Genomic DNA, 19,656 nt, shown 5'->3' on the forward strand with positions numbered 1-19,656 from the left:
CTTTAATAAAAGTAGAACTTATTAATGACATCGATATTAGAGAAAATAAAAGATCAACTGGGACTCAAGAGCAATATGCTAAAGAAAATAGAACGCCAATTAGGATTTAAGCTGCCCGAAGAACTTAAAATACTCTATGAATTGATCGATGCACAACCCGACAGTACTTATGTAATTGGCAAAGCAAAAAGCCCCCCGCATTGGTTTTTAAATGCGAAGTATTTTTTATTAAACTCAAAAAATATTAACTCGTCAAAACTGGGAGATTTTGCAGTTCCGAAATGGTTGACTCCTGAGGGAGAAAATATTCTTTTGAATGCCAATAAAGAGGCCTCCTATTCGATGTCTTATAATTGGGAGGAACATAAATCGTTTACCTTTGCGTGGACAAAAGAACTTCCAGATAAAGATACAGGCTTAGCTTACATATTTGAAAAGAATGGATCCGTTAAAGGAATCTATGCCCATTCATTAAATAGGGTTGAAGATAAAGTTTTTGTCGCAAACAAACTCACAGACATTATCGATTTTGATGAAATCCGCTCAAATTCAGGCATCGTAAACTTAACAAACATATTGAATATCAATCAAAAAACCTTTAAAGAACTGTTGTCTGATTCGCACCAAATAATTGACTTAGAATCCGTTGATGATGTGAAAGACTATGCTTATTTACTGAAAATATTTGAAAAGTTATCTAATGGCGAATTTTCACCCAGCACAATAGGTTTCAGTGAAGAGAATCGTGTTAGAGTTATTGAGTTCGAACTTGAAGGTAAATTGTATTCTGCAAATCTTGAGGGTGATACAGACTATGTTGATTTAAACATTGTTAGCTTTATCAATAATTGTCTTGTAGACCAAAATAAAAATCAGCGACGCTTTGTTGCATTTAATACCGTTTCATTTGGTACCGAAGCGGGATTGGCATTTGTAACGCCTTCTGAACTTGATGAATTACAAAAGCTATCTGGCGTAACTATTCTTAAAAGTTAATTGGTCTAATTTAAGATATTGGTCTAATTTAAGATAACGCTATCGAAAAAACTTACTTTATAATTCTCTGATGAAATCCCCCATGATTAAATCATTGCGAAATGAATCAGAGATTTATAAACGTGATTATTTTTGGCGCAGCGATAAAATATGGTCTTCGGTATCAATTTGGAAATTAAATTGCCCGAGAAAATTCATCCCTAAGAGACCGTCGCTTCCGCCCAAATCACCCAAGTCCATCACGGCAATTTGTGCATCTGCAACACTAAAATTTCCCACGGTGAGTTTATCCACTTGATAGATGTCGGCATTAGCAATGCCGCCGGCGGTATTCATTTGTGCTGTGGATAAAAATGTAACGCGATTGGCAATGTTAAGCCGATTAAAGCTGTGTCGCGACAAAACCGTTAGCGAAGCGCCGGTATCAATTAGCAACGACACTCGAGAATTACGATTTATGGTTAATGGTACCAAGAAGTGATTATTGAGCGGTTGCAGTTGAATTTCCGATCTCGCGAGTTGGCGATTGGCTTTTACCGGTTCGGGTTCTTTGGGTGTAATTAAAGCCAGTAAATTGTGAGCTTCAAGTTCGTATTCTGGGAAATGACTGGCAGTCTCTAAGGGAATTCGTGCGCTTTCGTTGTCTTCTGCGGCAATGTATATTTTTGCCAACGTTAGTAGATGCTCTATGTTATCTGGTTCTTGCCAAATTAGTTGGTCGAGAAACGCGATGGCATCTAACCAGTTTTTTTGTGTTACCAGTTCAGCAATATAATGCTCGGCTTGCTGCTCAATGCTCTTGCGATAACTTTGCAGCCGCGTTTCGGATGTGGTTAGTGTTGTCAGCTCAAAATAAATATCGACGGCCTGGGCAATTTGGTTTTGCGCAATAAAGAATTTTGCTTTTAACGCCAAAAAATCTTCGTCATAGGCATTTTGTGTCAACCAATAGTCAATGGCGTTTCTGGTGTATTCGCTATCGCCGCTTGCTAATTTATTTTCTACAGCCACCAAGAACTGTGCTTTTAGCTGATCGGCCGCTTTTGCATCGGTACTTTCGATCAACTCATATACTTTGAAAGCTTCATCAAAGCGGTATTCTAAAAACCAAGATAATGCTAATTCAGAAATGGTCAGCGATTCGGTGCGTGAAGCGGTTTTACTTGAGGTCTCTGGGTGTGCAGAATTGTTGGGTGTTAGTTTAGCCTGAGGCTTTGGATCATCGACGCTAAGTGAGTGTTTATATTGCCAGATATTTACCGCTACAGAAGAGAGTAATAAGACACTCAACACAGTTATCGTCGGTCGTTTCATAGTGGTTTCTAATTTAAAAACATTATTTACTGGCGGAGAAATTATTACTTACAAAAAAGCCACACGGTTTTTACACTCATGTGGCTTTTCGACATTCAAAACATCCAATAAATTTCAGACAATTTTGATTAAATCGTGACTGAATTCATCGCATTCGATCAGGTGCTAGACGCTTGGTAGATCGACTCAATGGCACTGTCTAGCAATGCATTGAATTCTTCGTCGCTTTGCTGCGCCGATAAACCTTCGGTTAATGCACGCGAGAAGCTCGCGATCATGCCTGGGTTTTCTGCGGTTTTAGCGTTGGCGTCGTCGCGGCTATAACCACCCGATAGGGCAACAACCTTAATGCATTTTGGATGATCGATACATTCTTGGTAGAAGCCCGGTTTGCTTGGCAGTGAGAGTTTCAACATAACCAATTGATCATCGGCAAGTGCATCTAACTTAGCCAAAAGCGCTGCTTTTAACATTTCTTCCGCTTCTGCCTTGGTAGCACTTTTGATGTCTACTTCAGGCTCGATGATTGGAACCAATCCCGCTTCAACAATTTGTAAGCCTACTTCAAACTGTTGTTCAACAACTGCTTTAATGCCTTCTTCGTTGGCTTCGGCAATGAAAGAACGCATTTTGGTGCCAAACACTTCTTGAGCTTTGGCTTTTTGAAGTAGCTCAGCGAGATTTGGCATAGGTTTCATGAGTTGAACGCCGTTTTCAAGATCGGCAAGACCTTTATCGACCTTCAAAAACGGAACAACATTTTTTTCTTTCCAAAGGAACGCGGACGATGGCATTCCTTCAATTTCGCGATCTAGGGTGTTTTCAAATAAGATCGCTCCGAGAACACGCTCACCGGTGAATGCAGGGCTGGTAATGATGCGAGTGCGCATTTGATGCACAAGATCAAACATAGCTTCGTCGCCACTGTATTGATCTTCTTCGATTCCATAAAGGCGAAGCGCCTTAGGAGTGCTGCCCCCACTTTGGTCCAAAGCGGCGATAAATCCCTTTTGCGTTTTGATTTTCTCGAGTTGTTGAGTAAAGCTGGTCATAGTTTAACGCTTCCCATTCGTTGAACTGGCGGGTTGGCAAGTTGATAATTTGTTGGTGGCGAGTTTGCCCAAAACATTTTCAGGCTTTCTCTACTCCGGTATCTAAAAGTACCACAAATTCACCTTAAGTGGCAGCTAGGCAGAGTCCATAACACGTCTTTGCTATGGATTGGGCCTCGTCATCGACGCTAATTTTTTGCGAGAATAGGGAAAATGTTCGAGGAAATCCTATGTCGAGTGATCTTGCCACAACGCTTCAAACACTTTACGCCCGTTTTGGCGAATTACCGGGTGTACAAATTGAAATTCATAAAAGCCTACCGGCGATAACCGTAACCAATGACAAGGCCGTAGCCACCGTGTTTTTACAGGGTGCACAAGTCAGCGAATATCAGCGCCACGGCGAAAAACCGACCTTGTTTTTAAGCAGTGCCAATCGATTTTTACCGGATGTTCCACTGCGCGGCGGCATTCCAATTTGCTGGCCATGGTTTGGCGATTTAAAAAGCAATCTAGCAGCCATTAGCCAACAGGTTGAAGATGTCGAAAACGCTCCTGCACATGGTTTTGTGCGCAATCTGCAATGGCAGCTCGATGATATTGTGGCATCACCCAACGAAACCACGCTGACGCTGAGCCTTGATGTCACGCCACAAACTTATCCAGCCTGGCCATATCAGGCTCGGCTTTCTTTAGAAGTGCGCGTCGGCGAAAGCTTGAAGTTAACGCTTTCAGTTACAAATACCGGCCTTAGTGCATTCCAATATTCACTGGCCTTGCATTCGTATTTGGCGGTAGATAATGTTGAAAAATGTTATCTAACTGGATTAGAAGACACTGTTTGTTTTAATGCGGCCGAAAATTGGTTAGAGCAATCCCAGACCGACGCGCTCAACTTTACGGAAGAAACGGATTTAGTGTGCCCAACTGGACCATCAACCGTGCACTTGATTGAGGAAGACCAGCAAGGTCGTATCGATATTCACAGTCATAATTTACCAAGCTGGGTAATTTGGAATCCTTGGGTCGATAAATCGCAGCGTTTGAGTGATTTTAATCCACAGGACTATCAAAAGATGGTGTGCGTAGAGTCTGCTTCACTGCTAGACAACGCACCAGAATTGGCGGCAGGGCAAACTGTCCGTCACTACACACAAATTACACACAGCCAGCCCACAAAAATTTAACACCGATACCCAAGGCCTGTATCAAACTCTGGGAACTTATCCACAGCAAATTGAAAAAGCCTTGGATTAACCCGCCTCAAAATTCGAAGTTCTTATCGGCGCTAAATTTGCTCGTATTTAGTGTCGATAAGAACGAGCCTCGCTGACTCTATTTTACGCACTGCATTGTCGCTTAACGCAGCCTTTTCGAGTGCGACTCTACTATAAACGACCATAAAAAATGTTTTTACATTTCGAACAGCGATTTTTGTTTTTTTCGAGCGCGCGCCTCTTTTCGTCACCGATTTTTTTTTATATACATAAGAACAAATTTGCCTAACTTTCACACTACCACAATAACGATACGATATTGTTTGTCGCTTAAATTTTTTATCACATATATATGTAAGGCTTTTTCGGTCTAAAGCGTCAATAAATTGTTTGTATTTTAATCTTAACTGATTGAGTACCTGACAGGGCTTAGACCCATATAACAATTATTTTTAGCTTGATAAAAACACCAACGTACATCGCCATTTTTTATTTTCAGGACTTGGCACTGGCAAAAGGGGAATTGTGTGAGAAAGCAAGTCGCTTCGAGGATGTCATTCAAATCTCATCTAAACGCATACGCGGTTCTAGGGCTGTTTTGGGGTAGCCTGCTTAGTGTTTCTGCAAATGCAGCGTTAAATGGAATGTCTGTGTATGAAAGCTTCGGCAAAGAGCGTTACATTGCCGCGCTTTATTTAGATCAACCGACTACGGATGCGACTACCGCGTTAGGCATTAATACTAATGCAGTTATGGAATACCAAATTGTTTCCGACAAGATCAGTCCACGCAGCATGTCGCGTCTCTGGGTAGAAGCAGTTTCCATCAACGCCAAACCCGACGACTTAGAATTCTACGCCAATGATCTCGTTTCACTGACCTCCCTCATCAAAGGCCGTCTTATTCCGGGCGATAAACTTCGCATCGTCAATACCGGCACCGGAGTCTCCGTCGATATTAATGGTTTGCCATTAGGTACCATTGAGTCGCGTGGTCTGTTCCAGTTGCTGATGCAAACCTGGATTGGCCCTGTACCACCGTCTACTCATTTCAAAGAGCAAATTCTCGCCGCCGGAGATGTTAGTATCGAATTAAAGTCTCGATACGACAGTTTGGCAGCAACGCCGACCAGGCTGGAGCAGATCACAGCAAACTGGCTGGCTGCCCCAGAGGACCCCAGCGAAACAGAGACCGAAACAGTCGCCGTTGCCGCAACACCAGTACCTAGAGCGCAAACGGGATCAACTACACCCCCAGCTGCACCCACTCAAGGGAATTCTCAGCGCTTGGCTCAAACTGCCAACGGTAACGGCAATAGCAACAACAGTAGTAATGTTACCAACAGTGGTAATAACAACAGCAATAATGGCAACAACAGCGGCGCACCAGCTCAGCAAGCACCGGCTGAAACCGTCGATACTCCGGTATCTCAGCCACCACAAGAACTTGCTGCCGACGAGCAAGAGTCTGACGATTCTGCGCCGGAGGTAACTCAAATTGCGGAGCACTCTGTAAGCTCAGCAGAGACAATTCCAGAATCGGAAGACGAGGATGCAGCTCAGCCTCTTGCCGCGTCGCTTTCCACATCGCCCGTGCCTCTCACCGCTGCAGGTAACCTACCTGAAGAAGAGGAAGAGGAATCTGAAGAAGATCTTGCCGCCATTACCGCCGAAGATATTCTCTCGAACAAGCGCTACTACGAATCGGTTCGCGACCTGATTTATTCAAACGTGGTTTTTCCTGAACGTGGTTTAAAACTGGGCCGCGAAAGTGAGGTGAGCATTTCGATTCAGCTCGATAACGAAGGCAATGTAATTAACTCTGCGGTTACCGAAGAGTCAAAGTATTCCTTTTTTAATAAGGCCGCCTCTCGGGCGGTTGAAAACAGCAAACCATTTCCGGCGCCGCCGTTATCACTGTTAGAAGAAGGCCTATATAACTTCCGTATCGAAATTCGTTTTCGTATCTCCAACTAACATCAATTACAGTAAGAGCTTGGTTTAGCCTTGCTCTTGCTGGTGGAATCCAGCCTAGATCGCATTAAAAAACCTTGCGCCTTGTTATTGATTCAGGCTTTGGTTACCTTGGCAGTTTTACTTACATTGAACACTTTGTATGACTGATGATTTTCTCGATTTGGCCAACCACTGGCCAACCTTAGCGAACGCTGCAAAAGCCGCTCAAATCGGTCAAACACTGCCCGAACGTCACGAAAATTACCTCGACTACTACCGACTAAGGTTTGCATCTAAACATCGCTATCTATTTGGTAAGTTATCGACTCAGGGTTATCAAATTGCAGTGCAAAGCTGGCAACCGGAGAACCCCCGCGGCACTGCGGTAGTTGTGCATGGTTATTGGGATCACACCGGTTTGTATCATCACCTAATTCGTCATCTCATTAACTTGGGATTCAACGTGGTTGCCTACGACGAGCCGGGGCACGGATTAAGCAGCGGTGCACGTATCGAAATCGATTCGTTTACTACCTACACCAGAGTTTTTGAGGATATCATCGAGCAAATCCAAGATACTTTGCAGCTTACCGGCCCGCAAATCGCCATTGGCCAAAGCACTGGTGGCGCCGTTATCTTTGATTATTTGTTTACCCATCCAGACCACAATTTCGCCAAAACACTCTTGCTAGCACCGCTGATTCGCATCAAGAGTTGGGGCTTTGTTGGCAACGCCCACAGCTTGGTTTATCCCTGGCTAAAGTATTTTCCAAGAAGTCTGCATCAGGTCGGTAGCCACGACAAAGAATTTGCTAATTTTTTACGCACAGATCCTTTGCAATTTAATAAGGTCTCTATGAAATGGATTGCCGCGTTAAAAGAGTGGATCGCGCGTTTTAATAGTTTCGAATCAAACTCGTCTGAGATAATTTATATTCAAGGCGATGACGATCAAACCGTAGATTGGACGTACAACCTACCACTGGCGCAGGAAAAAATGCCTAATTTGACCGCCGAGATTATTATGGATGCGCAACATAATTTGGTGAACGAAAGCGATTATTATCGCAACCAAGTCATGGCCATTATTGAGAAAGAACTTCTCGCCTATTAGTAATGGAACCTCTGATTAACTCATCCATGATTTAATCAGAGGACAGAAATTGAAAATGCGATTTCCAATTTCTTCACAATTTCAATCACTTACAGTTCTTGAAATTGGCGACACATCCTTGTGTCGCGAGAAACTCTGGTTAATCAGAGTTTCCTAATGTTTAAATTCACCAAAAATTATAAAAGCTCCCGTCAAAAATTCTGTTTAAACGCAGCTGGTTAAAGGTTTGAACAAGTTGCTAGACTTTATGTCTTAACGTCGCTGGTTTTGATCCCGTTCAGGCAAGCCGAGTTATCATCATGACTTGAGCTTGAGTAAAGCGTATTTACCTTCTCTAATTATTCACATTATTTGCGTTAAACAGCTTTGGGGGTTGAGTGATTTCTCGTAGATTGCACTTTTCGCGACCGACTCTTATTGGTTTAAAACCAATTTCATTGGCGTTATTTTCTGGCATGTTATGGCTTACATCTGCCCACGCAGAAGTAGCCTCTGAGCCCTTTGCTTCTAGCTCACAACCGTCTAAACCCACCCTTGTTGGTAACCCAAACAATGCCATCAATGAATGCGAACTGAATATATTAAATCAGCTCGATGGCGTTACCTTTAAATACAATGCCACCGTAAACTCTGTATCGGTTAAGTCTGAACGCACCATCAATTCCCTTGAAAACGATGCCTGGGAAATGCAATCCAGAGCCAATTGGTTATTTCTAGGAATTGAGGAAAAAAGCGTATTCGATTTACCCAGCTGGCAGCTGCGCGAATTTGAACATAAGCGCAAAGGCATGGGTGACGGCAAAGATTTAACCATTAAAGCCGATTACCAACAGCATACCTATGTGAGTGAATCCGCCAAAGGCGAAAACACGGTGATGTTCGACAACGAGTTACACGATGCTTTGAATTACCAATTGCGCCTGCAATTAGATGTAGCGTGTAACGCTCCGCAGGTTCAAGAACAAGGTGTTGATTATACGATTGCCAAAAAACGTGGTGTTAAAGAGTATCATTTTGAAATTGTTGGCAATGATGTTATCGATACCGACGTTGGCAAATTCGAGGCATTATTGATTGAAAAGCGTGATAGCGAAGACGACAGAGCAACACGAGTGTGGCTGGCAAAAGACTTGGCCTACAGCATTGTGAAGCTAGAGCACACAGAAGACGGCCAAACCAATAGCCTAAGCATCAGCGACGTGCCAAGACTGAATGCCATTAAGCAGGATTTAAGCGAACGCTAATTTTAAAGAACAGCAACAATAACTGCGCACTACTGCTAAATCAAACCAGGCTACAGGAAACTCTGATTAACCAGAGTTTCTCGCGACACAAGGATATGTCGCCAATTTCAAGAACGGTAAGTGATTGAAATTGTGAAGACATTGGAAATCGCATTGCAATTTCTATCCTCTGATTAACGCATAAAAAAACCTCGCTAATGCGAGGTTTTTTTATTTCAACGGTTGTTAATAGCAAACGCTATTAAAACAAGATGCGCGCGCGAATTGTGCCGTTGATTTTGCGAAGACGCTCTAGAGCCATTTCGCTGTAGTCTGCGTCGATATCAACCACCACATAACCAACGGTGCCTTTAGTTTGTAAGAACTGGCCACAGATGTTGATGTTGTTTTCAGAAAATACTCGGTTAATTTCAGACAAGATGCCCGGAATATTTTTGTGAACGTGCAACAAGCGGTGTGTACCCGTGTGTGCCGGTAACGCAACCTCTGGGAAATTCACAGAAGAAATAGTGGTACCGTTATCTGAGTATTTGACCAATTTTTCAGCCACTTCAGAACCGATATTTTCTTGCGCTTCTTGCGTAGAACCACCAATGTGTGGCGTCAAAATCGCGTTATCGTGGCCGCGCAGAGGAGAAATAAACTCATCGTCGTTACCGCGTGGCTCTACCGGGAATACGTCGATAGCCGTACCGGCAAGGTGACCGCTCTCAAGCGCCGCCGCTAATGCTTCAATAACCACAACCGATCCGCGAGAAGCGTTCAGAAGAATTGCGCCTTTTTTCATGGCTGCAATTTCTTTTTCACCGATCATATCTTTGGTGGATGGCAATTCTGGTACGTGCAAACTAACGATATCAGAAATGGCTAATAACTCGTTCAGATCGCGAATTTGCGTTGCATTACCCAAAGGAAGCTTGGTAATGGTATCGTAAAAACACACTTTCATGCCTAAGGCTTCGGCAAGCACACTGACTTGAGTACCAATCGAGCCGTAACCCACAATACCCAAGGTTTTGCCGCGAATCTCGTAGGAGCCTTCAGCGCTTTTTTGCCAGCCGCCGCGATGTGCATCGGCGTTTTTCTCAGGAATTCGACGCAATAATAAAATCGCCTCAGCAATTACCAACTCAGCTACAGAACGTGTGTTTGAATATGGGGCGTTAAACACCACAACACCGTGCTCTTGTGCAGCGTCTAAATCAACTTGGTTGGTACCAATACAGAAACAACCTACTGCGATTAGCTTCTCTGCGTTTTCAAATACTCGGCGAGTCAATTGACTGCGGGAACGAATGCCAACGAAATGAGCGTCTTTGATTTTTTCGATCAGCTCGTTTTCGGGCACTGCGGTTTTTATGTATTCGATGTTGCTGTAACCGGCTTGGGTCAGTGTATCAATCGCCGACTGATGCACGCCTTCAAGCAGGAGAAACTTAATCTTGTCTTTATTGAGCGACGTGTTGGCCATAATGCTCTTTAACCTCAACTAAATGGTTGCAATCACTGTAACGTTGATTGGCGGTGGTGCCAGTCAGCTGTCGCTGAACCAGCTAATTGCTTGGCGCCGTAGCGCTTTCTCTCATGGAGTTATAATAGGAAACTCGCATAAATGCGGAGCTTCTGTCGACACACTCTATCGACACAAATAAAACTGCATCGACACAAACAAAAAAAGGTGTCGTTAATTTCAATAACTATCGCGTTATTGAAATGCCTGTTTTCTGAATTATTTACGAATAAATTCATCAGAAATCCCTAACGCTTCGAAACTCTAATCACCGAGTCAGCGCAATTAAACAGCGCTCTGCGGCGAAAAAGGGGCGCTATAATAGCACAGACCTGATTGTTCCCAAGTGCTGATCAGTAATTAATCTTTTTACCGGCTTAAGTATTCGAACCTGAATCGGTAAACGTACAACTAACTGACTGAGGTTTACGATGAGTCTGGATACCGTGATTGCACACATGAAATCCATTGCGGATCTTTCTTGGTCGAGTGGTAACCACCCGATGCACAAACGTGCGCTATTGGATTTGTATTTCGCAGCCAGTCCCGAAACACTCAACCTGGTGCCAAGCACAACCATAAAACCCGTACTGGTGGGAGATCTGCCCTGTGAGTGGATTCTTCCAGCCACTTGCCAAACCGAGCGACGACTTTTGTACGTGCACGGCGGCTCGTGGATGGCAGGCTCGTCGTCAAGCCATCGAGCCCTGATTTCTCGCATCGCGGAGGCCAGTCAAAGCGCGGTTTTAGCGCTAAATTATCGTTTAGCGCCGGAATTCCCATTCCCAAATGGCTTAGAAGATGTCATCCACGGCTTTCAATGGTTAATCAAACACGGCCCAGACTCCGAGATCCTAGCCGAACGCTGCTACATTGCCGGCGACTCTGCGGGTGGTAATCTAGCGCTTGCGTCGGTATTGGCCTTAAAAGAGCAACAACATAAGCTGCCGGATGCCTGCGTGCTATTGTCTCCAGCAATACATTTAAACTACCAGCGCAAAAATCTTACCGACAACAACGATCCTATTTTGAGCTTAAAAGCGCTGCCGTATGTAGTTGCCAATTATTTGCAGGAACAAGCGACGCTCAATAATCCGCTGGTGTCTCCGGTTTTTGGCGATCTAAACGAATTACCACCAACGCTTTTGCAAGTGGGCGATCGCGAAATATTGCTGCAAGATGCCCAAGAATTTATCGACGCAGCGCAGCAACAGGGCAGCCCTGTGGCATTATCGGTGTTTGCCGATATGCCTCACGTATTCCAAGGTTTTGCGCCAATTTTGCCAGAAGCCAATCAAGCGATTGCTGAAATTGGTGAATTTTTTCGACAAAATTAATCAAAGAGTTGTCATATACACGTTATTGGTAATTTGAGAAATACACAAAAGCGAGGAACAAATGTTGTACAAAAAGACCGCCATCGTGGCTGCGGTGCTGCTAGTAAGCGGCCTAAGTGCTTGTAGCTGGGTAAAACTGACTGATCAAGGTGAGCAAGTGGACGTGAGACGATCCACCAGTGTCGCCAATTGTAAATCTTTGGGCGTATTAACCGTCAGCGGCGTTGATAAGGTTACCGGAATCTCACGCAATAAAGACAAGGTTGAAAAAGAACTGCTCACCCAAGCGCGCAACGACGCCGCAGCCATGAATGCAAACGTGATCGTACCAATTGACCAGCCCGTAGAAGGCCGCCAACAATTCAGCATGTACCAGTGCCCTTGATAAACTCTTGGAACCTCTGATTAACTCATCCATGAATTAATCAGAGGACAGAAATTGACAATGCGATTTTCAATTTCTTAACAACTTCAATCACTTACCGCTCTTGAAATGGGCGACACATCCTTGTATTGGGAGAAACTCTAGATTAATCAGGGTTCGCTCTTCAATAAATGTCTAAAAAATTACAGCGGCCTTCTAAAAGCCGCTGCTAATTGATCTAAGCTGTAATCTGTAACGTACATAAATTTATTATCGAACACTCTAATTGCCTCTGTATTTTTATCGACTAACTAAAGAAAGCGTTAAAAAGGGGCGAGCCGATTAGTGTTTCCGATTAATCACGACTGGCTTACGCGTAATCACTTCTAAGTCGTACACAGTCATACAGCTTATTGGATATTAATCTTGCCCTACCGAATACATTCTCAAAACATACCCGTTGGTATCAGTGCCTGCGTTCTCGGCCAAGAAGTTCGCTATAACGGCGGTCATAAACGGTCGCGATTTTGTACCGACATTCTCAGTAAAGTGTTCGACTTCAAACCCTATTGCCCAGAAGTTGCCATCGGTTTGGGTATTCCAAGACCAACCATTCGCTTGGTGGGTGACCCCGAAAAACCGCGCGTTATCGGCAGCGACGATCCAAACCTTGATGTTACCGAGCGCATGTACAGTTACAGCGATACCACATCAAAACAATTAACTGATCTGTGCGGCTATATTTTTATCAAGAACTCGCCAAGCTGTGGTGCATTTCGAGTAAAGGTCTACAACGACGATACCAGCAGCAAGAGCTACGGCTATCCCAGTGAAGAGAAAGGTAGAGGCGTATTCGCCGCAGCCGTGATGGACAACAATCCGGTGCTGCCGGTTGAGGAAGAAGGCAGATTAAACGACCCTCCATTGCGCGAGAATTTTATTTTGCGCGTTTTCGCTCTGCACTACTGGCGTGAATCCGTAGAGAAAAAGCCGTCCTTTGCTGCCCTGGTTGACTTCCACAGCCGCTACAAATACACCTTAATGGCGCATTCGCAGAAAGGTTATCGTGAAGCTGGCAGAATCGTGGCCAATCACGACAAAAAGCCCGAGCGCGAAGTACTCGACCAATACATTCATTGCTTTATGGCTACGCTCAGCAAACCGGCAACGCGAAAAAATCACTGCAACACCCTGCAACATATTTTGGGTTATCTAAAGCGAACCGTTGACGGAGAAATTCGCAAAGACTTATTAGAAGTTATCGACCTATACCGCCGAGGTATTGTGCAGTTAAGTGTACCGGTGACCATGATCAAACATTATGTCGATCGCTACGGTAACGACTATATTCGATCACAAGTCTACCTAGACCCCTATCCTCTTGAACTCGGCCTACGCAATCAAATATAAATGACACAGACTGAAAAAACGCAGCTGGTTTGGCTGCGTAACGACCTTCGCATCACCGACAACCCTGCTCTTTATAACGCCTCCAAAAACGGTTTTACGATTGCCGTGTTTTGTATCTGCGAAAAACAATGGCAAGAGCACAACGATAGTCCCGCAAAAATAGGTCTTATACGAGACACATTAATTGCGTTAGCGAAACAACTAAATACCAAAAATATCCCTGTAAAAATTTTAATATCAGACTGGTATGCGAATATTCCCAAACAACTCGCAAAGCTTTGCAGTAAATTAAATATCGAATCGATTTGGTTTAATAACGAATACCCTGTTAACGAAGCCAAACGTGATTTACAGGTAGAAAAGGCCTTATCGCATATTGGTGTTAACACTCACCGCTTTGACGGAGACGTTATTGCAAAACCCGGTAGCGTCGTAAATGGCAGCGGCAGCATGTTTCAAGTGTTCACGCCGTTTGCAAACCGCTGGCGAAAAACCATAACACTATCGGATTTAGACGTTGTAAAAGCTCCCAGAAAACAATCAGAAAGCGCTATAAAAAGCGATAAAATTCCAGCTTTCGGCGGAAATTATCGCGAAGATTTGTGGCTGAGTGACGCCAATAAAATACACGCACATCTTGAGTCTTTTATCCAGAACAGAGAATCTGATTACGAAGAAAACCGTGATTTTCCGAACATCAACGGTACCAGTACCGTCTCGCCATATTTAACCGTTGGCTCCTTAAGTGTTCGAGAATGCCTAAACACATTATTAAAACATTCGGGACACGAAGCATTAGAAAAACAATGGACAACGGAATTAATTTGGCGAGAGTTTTATCGCCATCTAATGGCCAAAGATAAAAAGCTCAGCAAAGGTTATTGCTTTAAACCCGTTGGCGATAACCTTCCGTGGAACAATGACAAACTGTTTGATCAATGGTGTCTTGGACACACCGGCTACCCAATCGTTGATGCAGGAATGCGACAATTAAATCAAACCGGCTGGATGCACAACAGAGTAAGGATGATCGTCGCCGCGTTTTTAACAAAATTAATGCGCATTGATTGGCATCTCGGCGAAACCTATTTTATGCAACATCTTATCGATGGCGACTTCGCTAGTAATAACGGTGGTTGGCAATGGAGCGCTTCAGTAGGTGCCGACGCAGTGCCCTACTTTCGAATATTCAACCCTTACCGACAGTCGGAAAAATTTGACCCCAATGGCGATTATATTCGACGATTCGTTCCCGAACTCAAATCCATTACCAATAAAAAAATCCATCAACCCACAGACACACAGTGCGCAACATTAAATTATCCTAAACCCATTGTTGATTATGCCAAAGAAAGAAAATATACACTGGACATATTAGAGAAGACATTTAAGCAAATATAAATATGCGCATTTTTGGGAAATTCTGATTAAATCACGAGGCAATTAATCAGAACTTTCCGTTGGTATACACTCAATTATTCTAATAGTTAAAAACCGGATAACCTACAAAGGTTGATAGCTTATTAAAAAATAAAATAAACTAAAGCATTAACTTTAATTTATTTGCAAAAAAAACTTTAAAAAAATAAGCCATAAAATAAAACTTATTTTGAACAACCTACTCTTACAGACGATTCAAAAAAACAACAATAAACTTCCCTAAATCGTCAACTCAAATGGTAGGTATAATCATGCCCAAAATATTTATACTTTTTATGGCTGCTTTAATTTCTCTTTGCACTGGCTGTGCATCATCCATTCATCCTGGCGGCGCAACTCCTCCGGGGTTACTGGCAAAATCGGTAACGAGTACTGCACCTTTATTATCTGCCCCTATAGATAAAGACAGCCAATCGAATAAATCCGGTGAATCTTCCGCAGGATCCGTTCTCTGGCTAGTGGGTTACGGCGACTCAAGCGTTACCAAAGCCATGGAAAATGGCGACATCTCTAAAATCCATCACATAGATTTTAAAAACGAGAGCTTTTTATTAGGCTTATTCAGCAAAACTACAACTATCGTTTATGGTGAATAAATAAATGGGAGAACAATCTCCCATTTATTTTTGATATTTAAAACCATTTTATTTATCGTCACAGAAAACTCTGATTATCTTAGAGCCCGTACCAATACAGGTCTGTGCTGCAAAGCTCGGGAGCGATAAATAATTAAAGCTTTGAAAGAAAATTAGAAATCGCATTTTTGACTTCCGCCCTCTGATTAATTTTTTCACAACTTAACCAGAGGACTTAATAGAGAATTTTTAAACAATTTTATAACGTCTCTCGGCAACCTTACCGCACAAAAAATTGTTAGAAACGCTAAAATTCGATTTAAGGAATCAGCAGATTTACCGCTAAACCAGTAAATACAAAACCAACGAAATAATTAAGCCACACACCGTATTTTGGCTCACTTCTTAATTTTGACGAAATTTTACCAGCAAGCTGTACAGCAATCACTTCTACGATCGCGGCCATAAATACGATAATGGCTCCCAGCAGTAACATTTGTAGCCCTGCATGCCCAGTATCTTTACGAACGAATTGTGGTAAAAAAGACAAAAAGAAAATAGCAACCTTGGGGTTAAAAAGGTCAATTAATACGCCGTGTTTATACGCCTGCCAAGGGCTTTTGTCTTTTATATTTGAATCGGTGAGCGATATTTTAGATGTTCTAAACGCCTGAATAGCAAGATAAACCAGATAAGCAGCGCCTAGATACTTAATAATTTTGAACCCGAATGGGTAGGATTGTATAACCGCAGAAACACCCAATGCAGCAGCGCAAACGTGCACCATGGCACCGGAACAAGCACCTAATGCAGCGGCAACGCCGACTTTTTTGCCACCAGAAATAGTTTGCGTTAGCACATAAATTAAATCTGGACCGGGCGATAAATTAAGTGCAAGTGCTGCAACAAAGAAAAAGCTCCAATATTCGAAATCAATCATAATCCATCACAGCTTAGGTAAAGTTAGCACTTAATAAAAAAATAAAGACCGATAAAAATCGGCCTTTATTGTGACGCAATCAAGTAGAAGAAACTCTGGTTAACCTAGTGTTTCCAGCGACACAGAGATGTGCCACCAACTCTAAGAAGTATAAGTGATCGAAATTGTGAAGAAATTGGAAATCGCATTTTCAATTTCTTCCCTCTGATTAAATCACGAATGCGTTAATGAGAGGTCCCTAGACTTTAACAACCACTTGATACAACTTTTCTGAATTTATTACTTACATTATTAAATTCATTTTAAACACAATATTTACGAATGGGTTTTAACACCTTCGGCTGTCGCAAGCAGCAATACATCCGCATTACGTGCCGCAAATAATCCATTGGTAACCACACCAACAATTTGATTAATCTGCGATTCCAACGCCACAGGATCGTGGATCTGCATGTCGTGAACATCAATAATAATATTGCCGTTATCGGTAACCACGCCTTCTCGATACACAGGACTTCCACCTAATTTAACAAGCTCACGGGCAACGTGAGAACGCGCCATGGGAATGACTTCAACCGGAAGCGGAAACGCACCAAGTACATCAACCCATTTACTGCCATCGGCAATACACACAAATTCGTCGGCAACCGCGGCAACAATTTTTTCGCGTGTTAATGCGGCACCACCGCCTTTAATCAGCATTTTTTTAGGATCGGTTTCGTCGGCGCCATCAACATAAACCAAAACTCGATCAACCACGTTGAGATCGTACACAGGAATGCCATGACTTTTTAAACGCTCGGCGGAAGCTTCTGAACTGGCGACGGTTCCGTCGAAGGTGCCTTTGATTTCGGCAAGATAATCGATGAAATAATTCGCCGTCGAGCCAGTACCTACACCCACAATCGAATCCAATTCTAATTTAGGTGCAATATAATCGATGGCGGCTTTCGCCACAGCTTGCTTGAGTTGATCTTGGTTCATTGCGGTTTCCCCTCAATTTTTGGCGCCATTATAGTCACCGTCTAATCGGAATAAAGCCCTTTTCATGACTTATCTAGCTAAGTTAAGTTAGTATTGCCGCCTTTGCTAACCAAAACTCGTGTTCTTGCTATGTTGGATTCTTATATAAAGCGTATTTTAGACGCTCGCATCTACGATCTCGCTGTTGAAACGCCCCTCGATTATGCAAAATCAATTTCTCGACGCTTAAATAATTCGATTTATATTAAGCGCGAAGATTTACAACCGGTATTTTCGTTCAAGATTCGCGGCGCCTATAACAAGCTTTTGAAATTATCTGAATCAGAAAAAGCGAAAGGCGTTGTCGCCGCGTCGGCCGGAAATCATGCTCAAGGACTTGCCTATAGCGCTCAGCACTTAGGTGTCAGTGCCACTATCGTTATGCCCAAAACTACGCCGGCGATTAAGGTTAACGCTGTACGTGGATTTGGCGCCAACGTAATTTTACACGGCGATATGTTCGACGAAGCGTCTCGCTATGCGCAAAACCTCGTGAAGGAAAAAGGCTACACTTATATTCCACCTTACGATGATCCAGATGTTATTGCCGGACAAGGCACCGTCGCGATGGAAATCCTGCGACAACATCCGAAGCACATAGACGCGATTTTTGTTCCCGTCGGCGGTGGCGGCCTTGCCGCTGGGGTAGTGGCTTACATCAAATACGTTCGACCTAACATCAAAGTGTTTGCCGTCGAGCCGGAAGATGCCGCCTGTTTGAAATTGGCTATGGAAGCGGGTCGGCGCGAAGTCTTATCAGAAGTCGGAATTTTCGCCGACGGCGTAGCCGTGGCACAGATTGGTGAGGCGCCTTTTGAGGTTCTTAAAGACACCATTGATGGCGTAATTACGGCAAATACTGACGAAATTTGCGCAGCCATCAAAGATATTTTTGAAGATACGCGCTCCATTGCCGAACCCGCCGGTGCTTTATCACTGGCAGGCCTAAAGAAATACGTGGAACAAAATGGTGCTAAAGATAAAACGTTGATCGCTATCGATAGCGGCGCCAACACCAACTTTGATCGCCTACGTTACATCTCTGAGCGCACCGAAATCGGTGAGCGGCGCGAGGCAATTATCGCCGTAGAAATTCCTGAAAAGCCCGGTGCCTACGCGCAATTCTGCTCTGATTTGGGTCAACGCAATATTACCGAGTTTAATTATCGCTTTACCACATCAGATAAGGCGCACATTTTCGTAGGGATTCAAGTTTCTCACGGTGGTAACGGCCGCCAAGAATTGGTCGATGAGTTAGCGCAAAAAGGCTACAAAGTTGTTGATTTAACAGATAACGAAGTGGCCAAGCTTCACATTCGTTACATGGTTGGCGGGCACAGGCCTATCGTTGAAGGTAAACCCTTAACCGAAAGAGTTTATCGATTCCAATTCCCAGAACGCCCAGGGGCTTTATTGAAATTCTTAAAGCACTTAGCCGGACGATGGAATATTTCCATGTTCCACTACCGTAATCACGGCAGTGCTTTCGCTCGGATTCTGGTCGCCATGCAGATTCCAGAAAACGAAATTGAAACAGCGGAGGCTTTCTTACGCTCCTTAGACGGCTATCGACTCTGGGATGAAACTGATAACGAAGCCTACCGATTGTTTTTAGCGTAAGCTCGGCTCGAACTTTTGCCCAATGAGCGCACACACAAATCTTTCTGTGCGCTCATCTGATACCTACCTACCGTTCGCGTCAGCGCGGTAGACCAAAATTGGTATTATTCAAGTTCTTCAAAATATCACGAAATTCTTCTATTAAGCCGTCTTTAAACACAGATTCCCACGGTAAAGAAACGTTCATAGTTTGTTAGCATGCACTCACTTTCGTTGTGATCCGCTTAGCATCTATAGGATTTTACATTGCTTAGAATACCCACCGTTCTGAGAACTAATTTGTGATAAGTATGGCTTCATAAGTACTTGGTCTTGTCAGCATTTTTAGGTATAAAGCTTGCTCTTCCAATATCGCTTATTAAAAAAAATTATTATCACAAGAAGAGTGAAATGTAAGGACATTCATATGAAACATGATGTACTTACCTTGGCTGCAGCAATATTTTTTATTGGCGTTTTGGCATCCAGCGTTGGGGCTAGCGATTTGTTTAAGTCAGAGTCCGAACCGCCTGCGCAACTGCAACAGGGTGTTGCCTTTAAATAAG

At 43.4% G+C, this 19,656-nt stretch carries 17 protein-coding genes; 12 read left to right on the plus strand and 5 right to left on the minus strand.

Features of this window, described 5'->3' with window-relative positions; all coding sequences use genetic code 11:
- Nucleotides 1-24 precede the first annotated feature (24 nt).
- Nucleotides 25-996: a hypothetical protein gene (locus ACYQ28_RS15740; protein ID WP_460051612.1), complete on the plus strand. Its 972-nt coding sequence runs from the start codon at nucleotides 25-27 to the stop codon at nucleotides 994-996.
- A gap of 126 nt (nucleotides 997-1,122) precedes the next feature.
- On the opposite strand, the gene ACYQ28_RS15745 is transcribed toward ACYQ28_RS15740, so the two are convergent.
- Nucleotides 1,123-2,310, minus strand: coding sequence for an aspartyl protease family protein (locus ACYQ28_RS15745; protein WP_460051610.1), 1,188 nt, complete (start codon nucleotides 2,308-2,310; stop codon nucleotides 1,123-1,125).
- Nucleotides 2,311-2,468: 158 nt separating this feature from the next.
- On the minus strand, nucleotides 2,469-3,362 hold the full coding sequence (locus ACYQ28_RS15750) for a fructose bisphosphate aldolase (protein WP_460051609.1): 894 nt from the start codon (nucleotides 3,360-3,362) through the stop codon (nucleotides 2,469-2,471).
- 230 nt (nucleotides 3,363-3,592) lie between these two features.
- Here ACYQ28_RS15750 and ACYQ28_RS15755 point away from each other — a divergent pair, with 230 nt between their 5' ends.
- From ACYQ28_RS15755 to ACYQ28_RS15770, 4 genes are all read left to right on the plus strand, one after another.
- Nucleotides 3,593-4,549, plus strand: a complete 957-nt coding sequence (locus ACYQ28_RS15755) for a D-hexose-6-phosphate mutarotase (protein WP_460051607.1) — start codon at nucleotides 3,593-3,595, stop codon at nucleotides 4,547-4,549.
- Nucleotides 4,550-5,106: 557 nt separating this feature from the next.
- A complete protein-coding gene (locus tag ACYQ28_RS15760; protein WP_460051605.1) occupies nucleotides 5,107-6,555 on the plus strand; it encodes a TonB family protein in 1,449 nt (482 codons plus the stop codon).
- A gap of 139 nt (nucleotides 6,556-6,694) precedes the next feature.
- Entirely contained in the window at nucleotides 6,695-7,648 is a 954-nt protein-coding gene (locus tag ACYQ28_RS15765; protein WP_460051604.1) for an alpha/beta hydrolase, read from the plus strand.
- A 377-nt stretch (nucleotides 7,649-8,025) separates the two neighbouring features.
- Complete coding sequence (locus ACYQ28_RS15770) at nucleotides 8,026-8,892, plus strand: DUF3108 domain-containing protein (RefSeq protein ID WP_460051602.1); 867 nt, start codon at nucleotides 8,026-8,028, stop codon at nucleotides 8,890-8,892.
- A 241-nt stretch (nucleotides 8,893-9,133) separates the two neighbouring features.
- On the opposite strand, the gene serA is transcribed toward ACYQ28_RS15770, so the two are convergent.
- Nucleotides 9,134-10,363, minus strand: a complete 1,230-nt coding sequence (serA, locus tag ACYQ28_RS15775; protein WP_460051600.1) for a phosphoglycerate dehydrogenase — start codon at nucleotides 10,361-10,363, stop codon at nucleotides 9,134-9,136.
- Between the two features lie 470 nt (nucleotides 10,364-10,833).
- Between serA and ACYQ28_RS15780 the strand changes: the two genes are divergently transcribed.
- The 5 genes from ACYQ28_RS15780 (at nucleotide 10,834) to ACYQ28_RS15800 (ending at nucleotide 15,549) form a co-directional block, all read left to right on the plus strand.
- Nucleotides 10,834-11,739, plus strand: a complete 906-nt coding sequence (locus tag ACYQ28_RS15780; RefSeq protein WP_460051598.1) for an alpha/beta hydrolase — start codon at nucleotides 10,834-10,836, stop codon at nucleotides 11,737-11,739.
- A gap of 61 nt (nucleotides 11,740-11,800) precedes the next feature.
- Entirely contained in the window at nucleotides 11,801-12,124 is a 324-nt protein-coding gene (locus tag ACYQ28_RS15785) for a DUF4156 domain-containing protein (RefSeq protein WP_460051597.1), read from the plus strand.
- Nucleotides 12,125-12,529: 405 nt separating this feature from the next.
- Nucleotides 12,530-13,513 carry a YbgA family protein gene (locus ACYQ28_RS15790; RefSeq protein WP_460051595.1) on the plus strand — a complete coding sequence of 328 codons (984 nt, stop codon included), beginning with the start codon at nucleotides 12,530-12,532 and terminating at the stop codon, nucleotides 13,511-13,513.
- Complete coding sequence (locus tag ACYQ28_RS15795; protein ID WP_460051593.1) at nucleotides 13,514-14,914, plus strand: cryptochrome/photolyase family protein; 1,401 nt, start codon at nucleotides 13,514-13,516, stop codon at nucleotides 14,912-14,914. It begins immediately after the preceding gene.
- Nucleotides 14,915-15,204: 290 nt separating this feature from the next.
- The gene (locus ACYQ28_RS15800) at nucleotides 15,205-15,549 is read left to right on the plus strand and encodes a TRL domain-containing protein (RefSeq protein WP_460051592.1); all 345 of its coding nucleotides are present in this window, start codon (nucleotides 15,205-15,207) and stop codon (nucleotides 15,547-15,549) included.
- Nucleotides 15,550-15,847: 298 nt separating this feature from the next.
- Here the strand turns inward: ACYQ28_RS15800 and ACYQ28_RS15805 are convergent, their stop codons facing one another.
- Together ACYQ28_RS15805 and rpiA are read right to left on the minus strand one after the other, a co-directional pair.
- Entirely contained in the window at nucleotides 15,848-16,468 is a 621-nt protein-coding gene (locus ACYQ28_RS15805) for a LysE family translocator (RefSeq protein WP_460051591.1), read from the minus strand.
- A gap of 315 nt (nucleotides 16,469-16,783) precedes the next feature.
- The gene (gene rpiA, locus ACYQ28_RS15810) at nucleotides 16,784-17,452 is read right to left on the minus strand and encodes a ribose-5-phosphate isomerase RpiA (RefSeq protein WP_460051590.1); all 669 of its coding nucleotides are present in this window, start codon (nucleotides 17,450-17,452) and stop codon (nucleotides 16,784-16,786) included.
- A 129-nt stretch (nucleotides 17,453-17,581) separates the two neighbouring features.
- Here rpiA and ilvA point away from each other — a divergent pair, with 129 nt between their 5' ends.
- Together ilvA and ACYQ28_RS15820 are read left to right on the plus strand one after the other, a co-directional pair.
- Complete coding sequence (ilvA, locus tag ACYQ28_RS15815) at nucleotides 17,582-19,111, plus strand: threonine ammonia-lyase, biosynthetic (protein ID WP_460051588.1); 1,530 nt, start codon at nucleotides 17,582-17,584, stop codon at nucleotides 19,109-19,111.
- Between the two features lie 406 nt (nucleotides 19,112-19,517).
- The gene (locus ACYQ28_RS15820; RefSeq protein ID WP_460051587.1) at nucleotides 19,518-19,655 is read left to right on the plus strand and encodes a hypothetical protein; all 138 of its coding nucleotides are present in this window, start codon (nucleotides 19,518-19,520) and stop codon (nucleotides 19,653-19,655) included.
- The last annotated feature ends 1 nt before the right edge of the window (nucleotide 19,656 follow it).

This window comes from Sessilibacter sp. MAH1, from assembly GCF_054658315.1.

What these genes read in the sequence shown, in the direction of transcription:
- ACYQ28_RS15785 (WP_460051597.1), top strand. Translation starts at nt 11,801, where the DNA reads ATGTTGTACAAAAAGACCGCCATCGTGGCTGCGGTGCTGCTAGTAAGC.
- ACYQ28_RS15795 (WP_460051593.1), top strand. Translation starts at nt 13,514, where the DNA reads ATGACACAGACTGAAAAAACGCAGCTGGTTTGGCTGCGTAACGACCTT.
- ACYQ28_RS15765 (WP_460051604.1), top strand. Translation starts at nt 6,695, where the DNA reads ATGACTGATGATTTTCTCGATTTGGCCAACCACTGGCCAACCTTAGCG.
- ACYQ28_RS15755 (WP_460051607.1), top strand. Translation starts at nt 3,593, where the DNA reads ATGTCGAGTGATCTTGCCACAACGCTTCAAACACTTTACGCCCGTTTT.
- ilvA (WP_460051588.1), top strand. Translation starts at nt 17,582, where the DNA reads ATGTTGGATTCTTATATAAAGCGTATTTTAGACGCTCGCATCTACGAT.
- ACYQ28_RS15750 (WP_460051609.1), bottom strand. Translation starts at nt 3,362, where the DNA reads ATGACCAGCTTTACTCAACAACTCGAGAAAATCAAAACGCAAAAGGGA.
- rpiA (WP_460051590.1), bottom strand. Translation starts at nt 17,452, where the DNA reads ATGAACCAAGATCAACTCAAGCAAGCTGTGGCGAAAGCCGCCATCGAT.
- ACYQ28_RS15820 (WP_460051587.1), top strand. Translation starts at nt 19,518, where the DNA reads ATGAAACATGATGTACTTACCTTGGCTGCAGCAATATTTTTTATTGGC.
- ACYQ28_RS15745 (WP_460051610.1), bottom strand. Translation starts at nt 2,310, where the DNA reads ATGAAACGACCGACGATAACTGTGTTGAGTGTCTTATTACTCTCTTCT.
- ACYQ28_RS15780 (WP_460051598.1), top strand. Translation starts at nt 10,834, where the DNA reads ATGAGTCTGGATACCGTGATTGCACACATGAAATCCATTGCGGATCTT.
- serA (WP_460051600.1), bottom strand. Translation starts at nt 10,363, where the DNA reads ATGGCCAACACGTCGCTCAATAAAGACAAGATTAAGTTTCTCCTGCTT.
- ACYQ28_RS15740 (WP_460051612.1), top strand. Translation starts at nt 25, where the DNA reads ATGACATCGATATTAGAGAAAATAAAAGATCAACTGGGACTCAAGAGC.
- ACYQ28_RS15805 (WP_460051591.1), bottom strand. Translation starts at nt 16,468, where the DNA reads ATGATTGATTTCGAATATTGGAGCTTTTTCTTTGTTGCAGCACTTGCA.
- ACYQ28_RS15800 (WP_460051592.1), top strand. Translation starts at nt 15,205, where the DNA reads ATGCCCAAAATATTTATACTTTTTATGGCTGCTTTAATTTCTCTTTGC.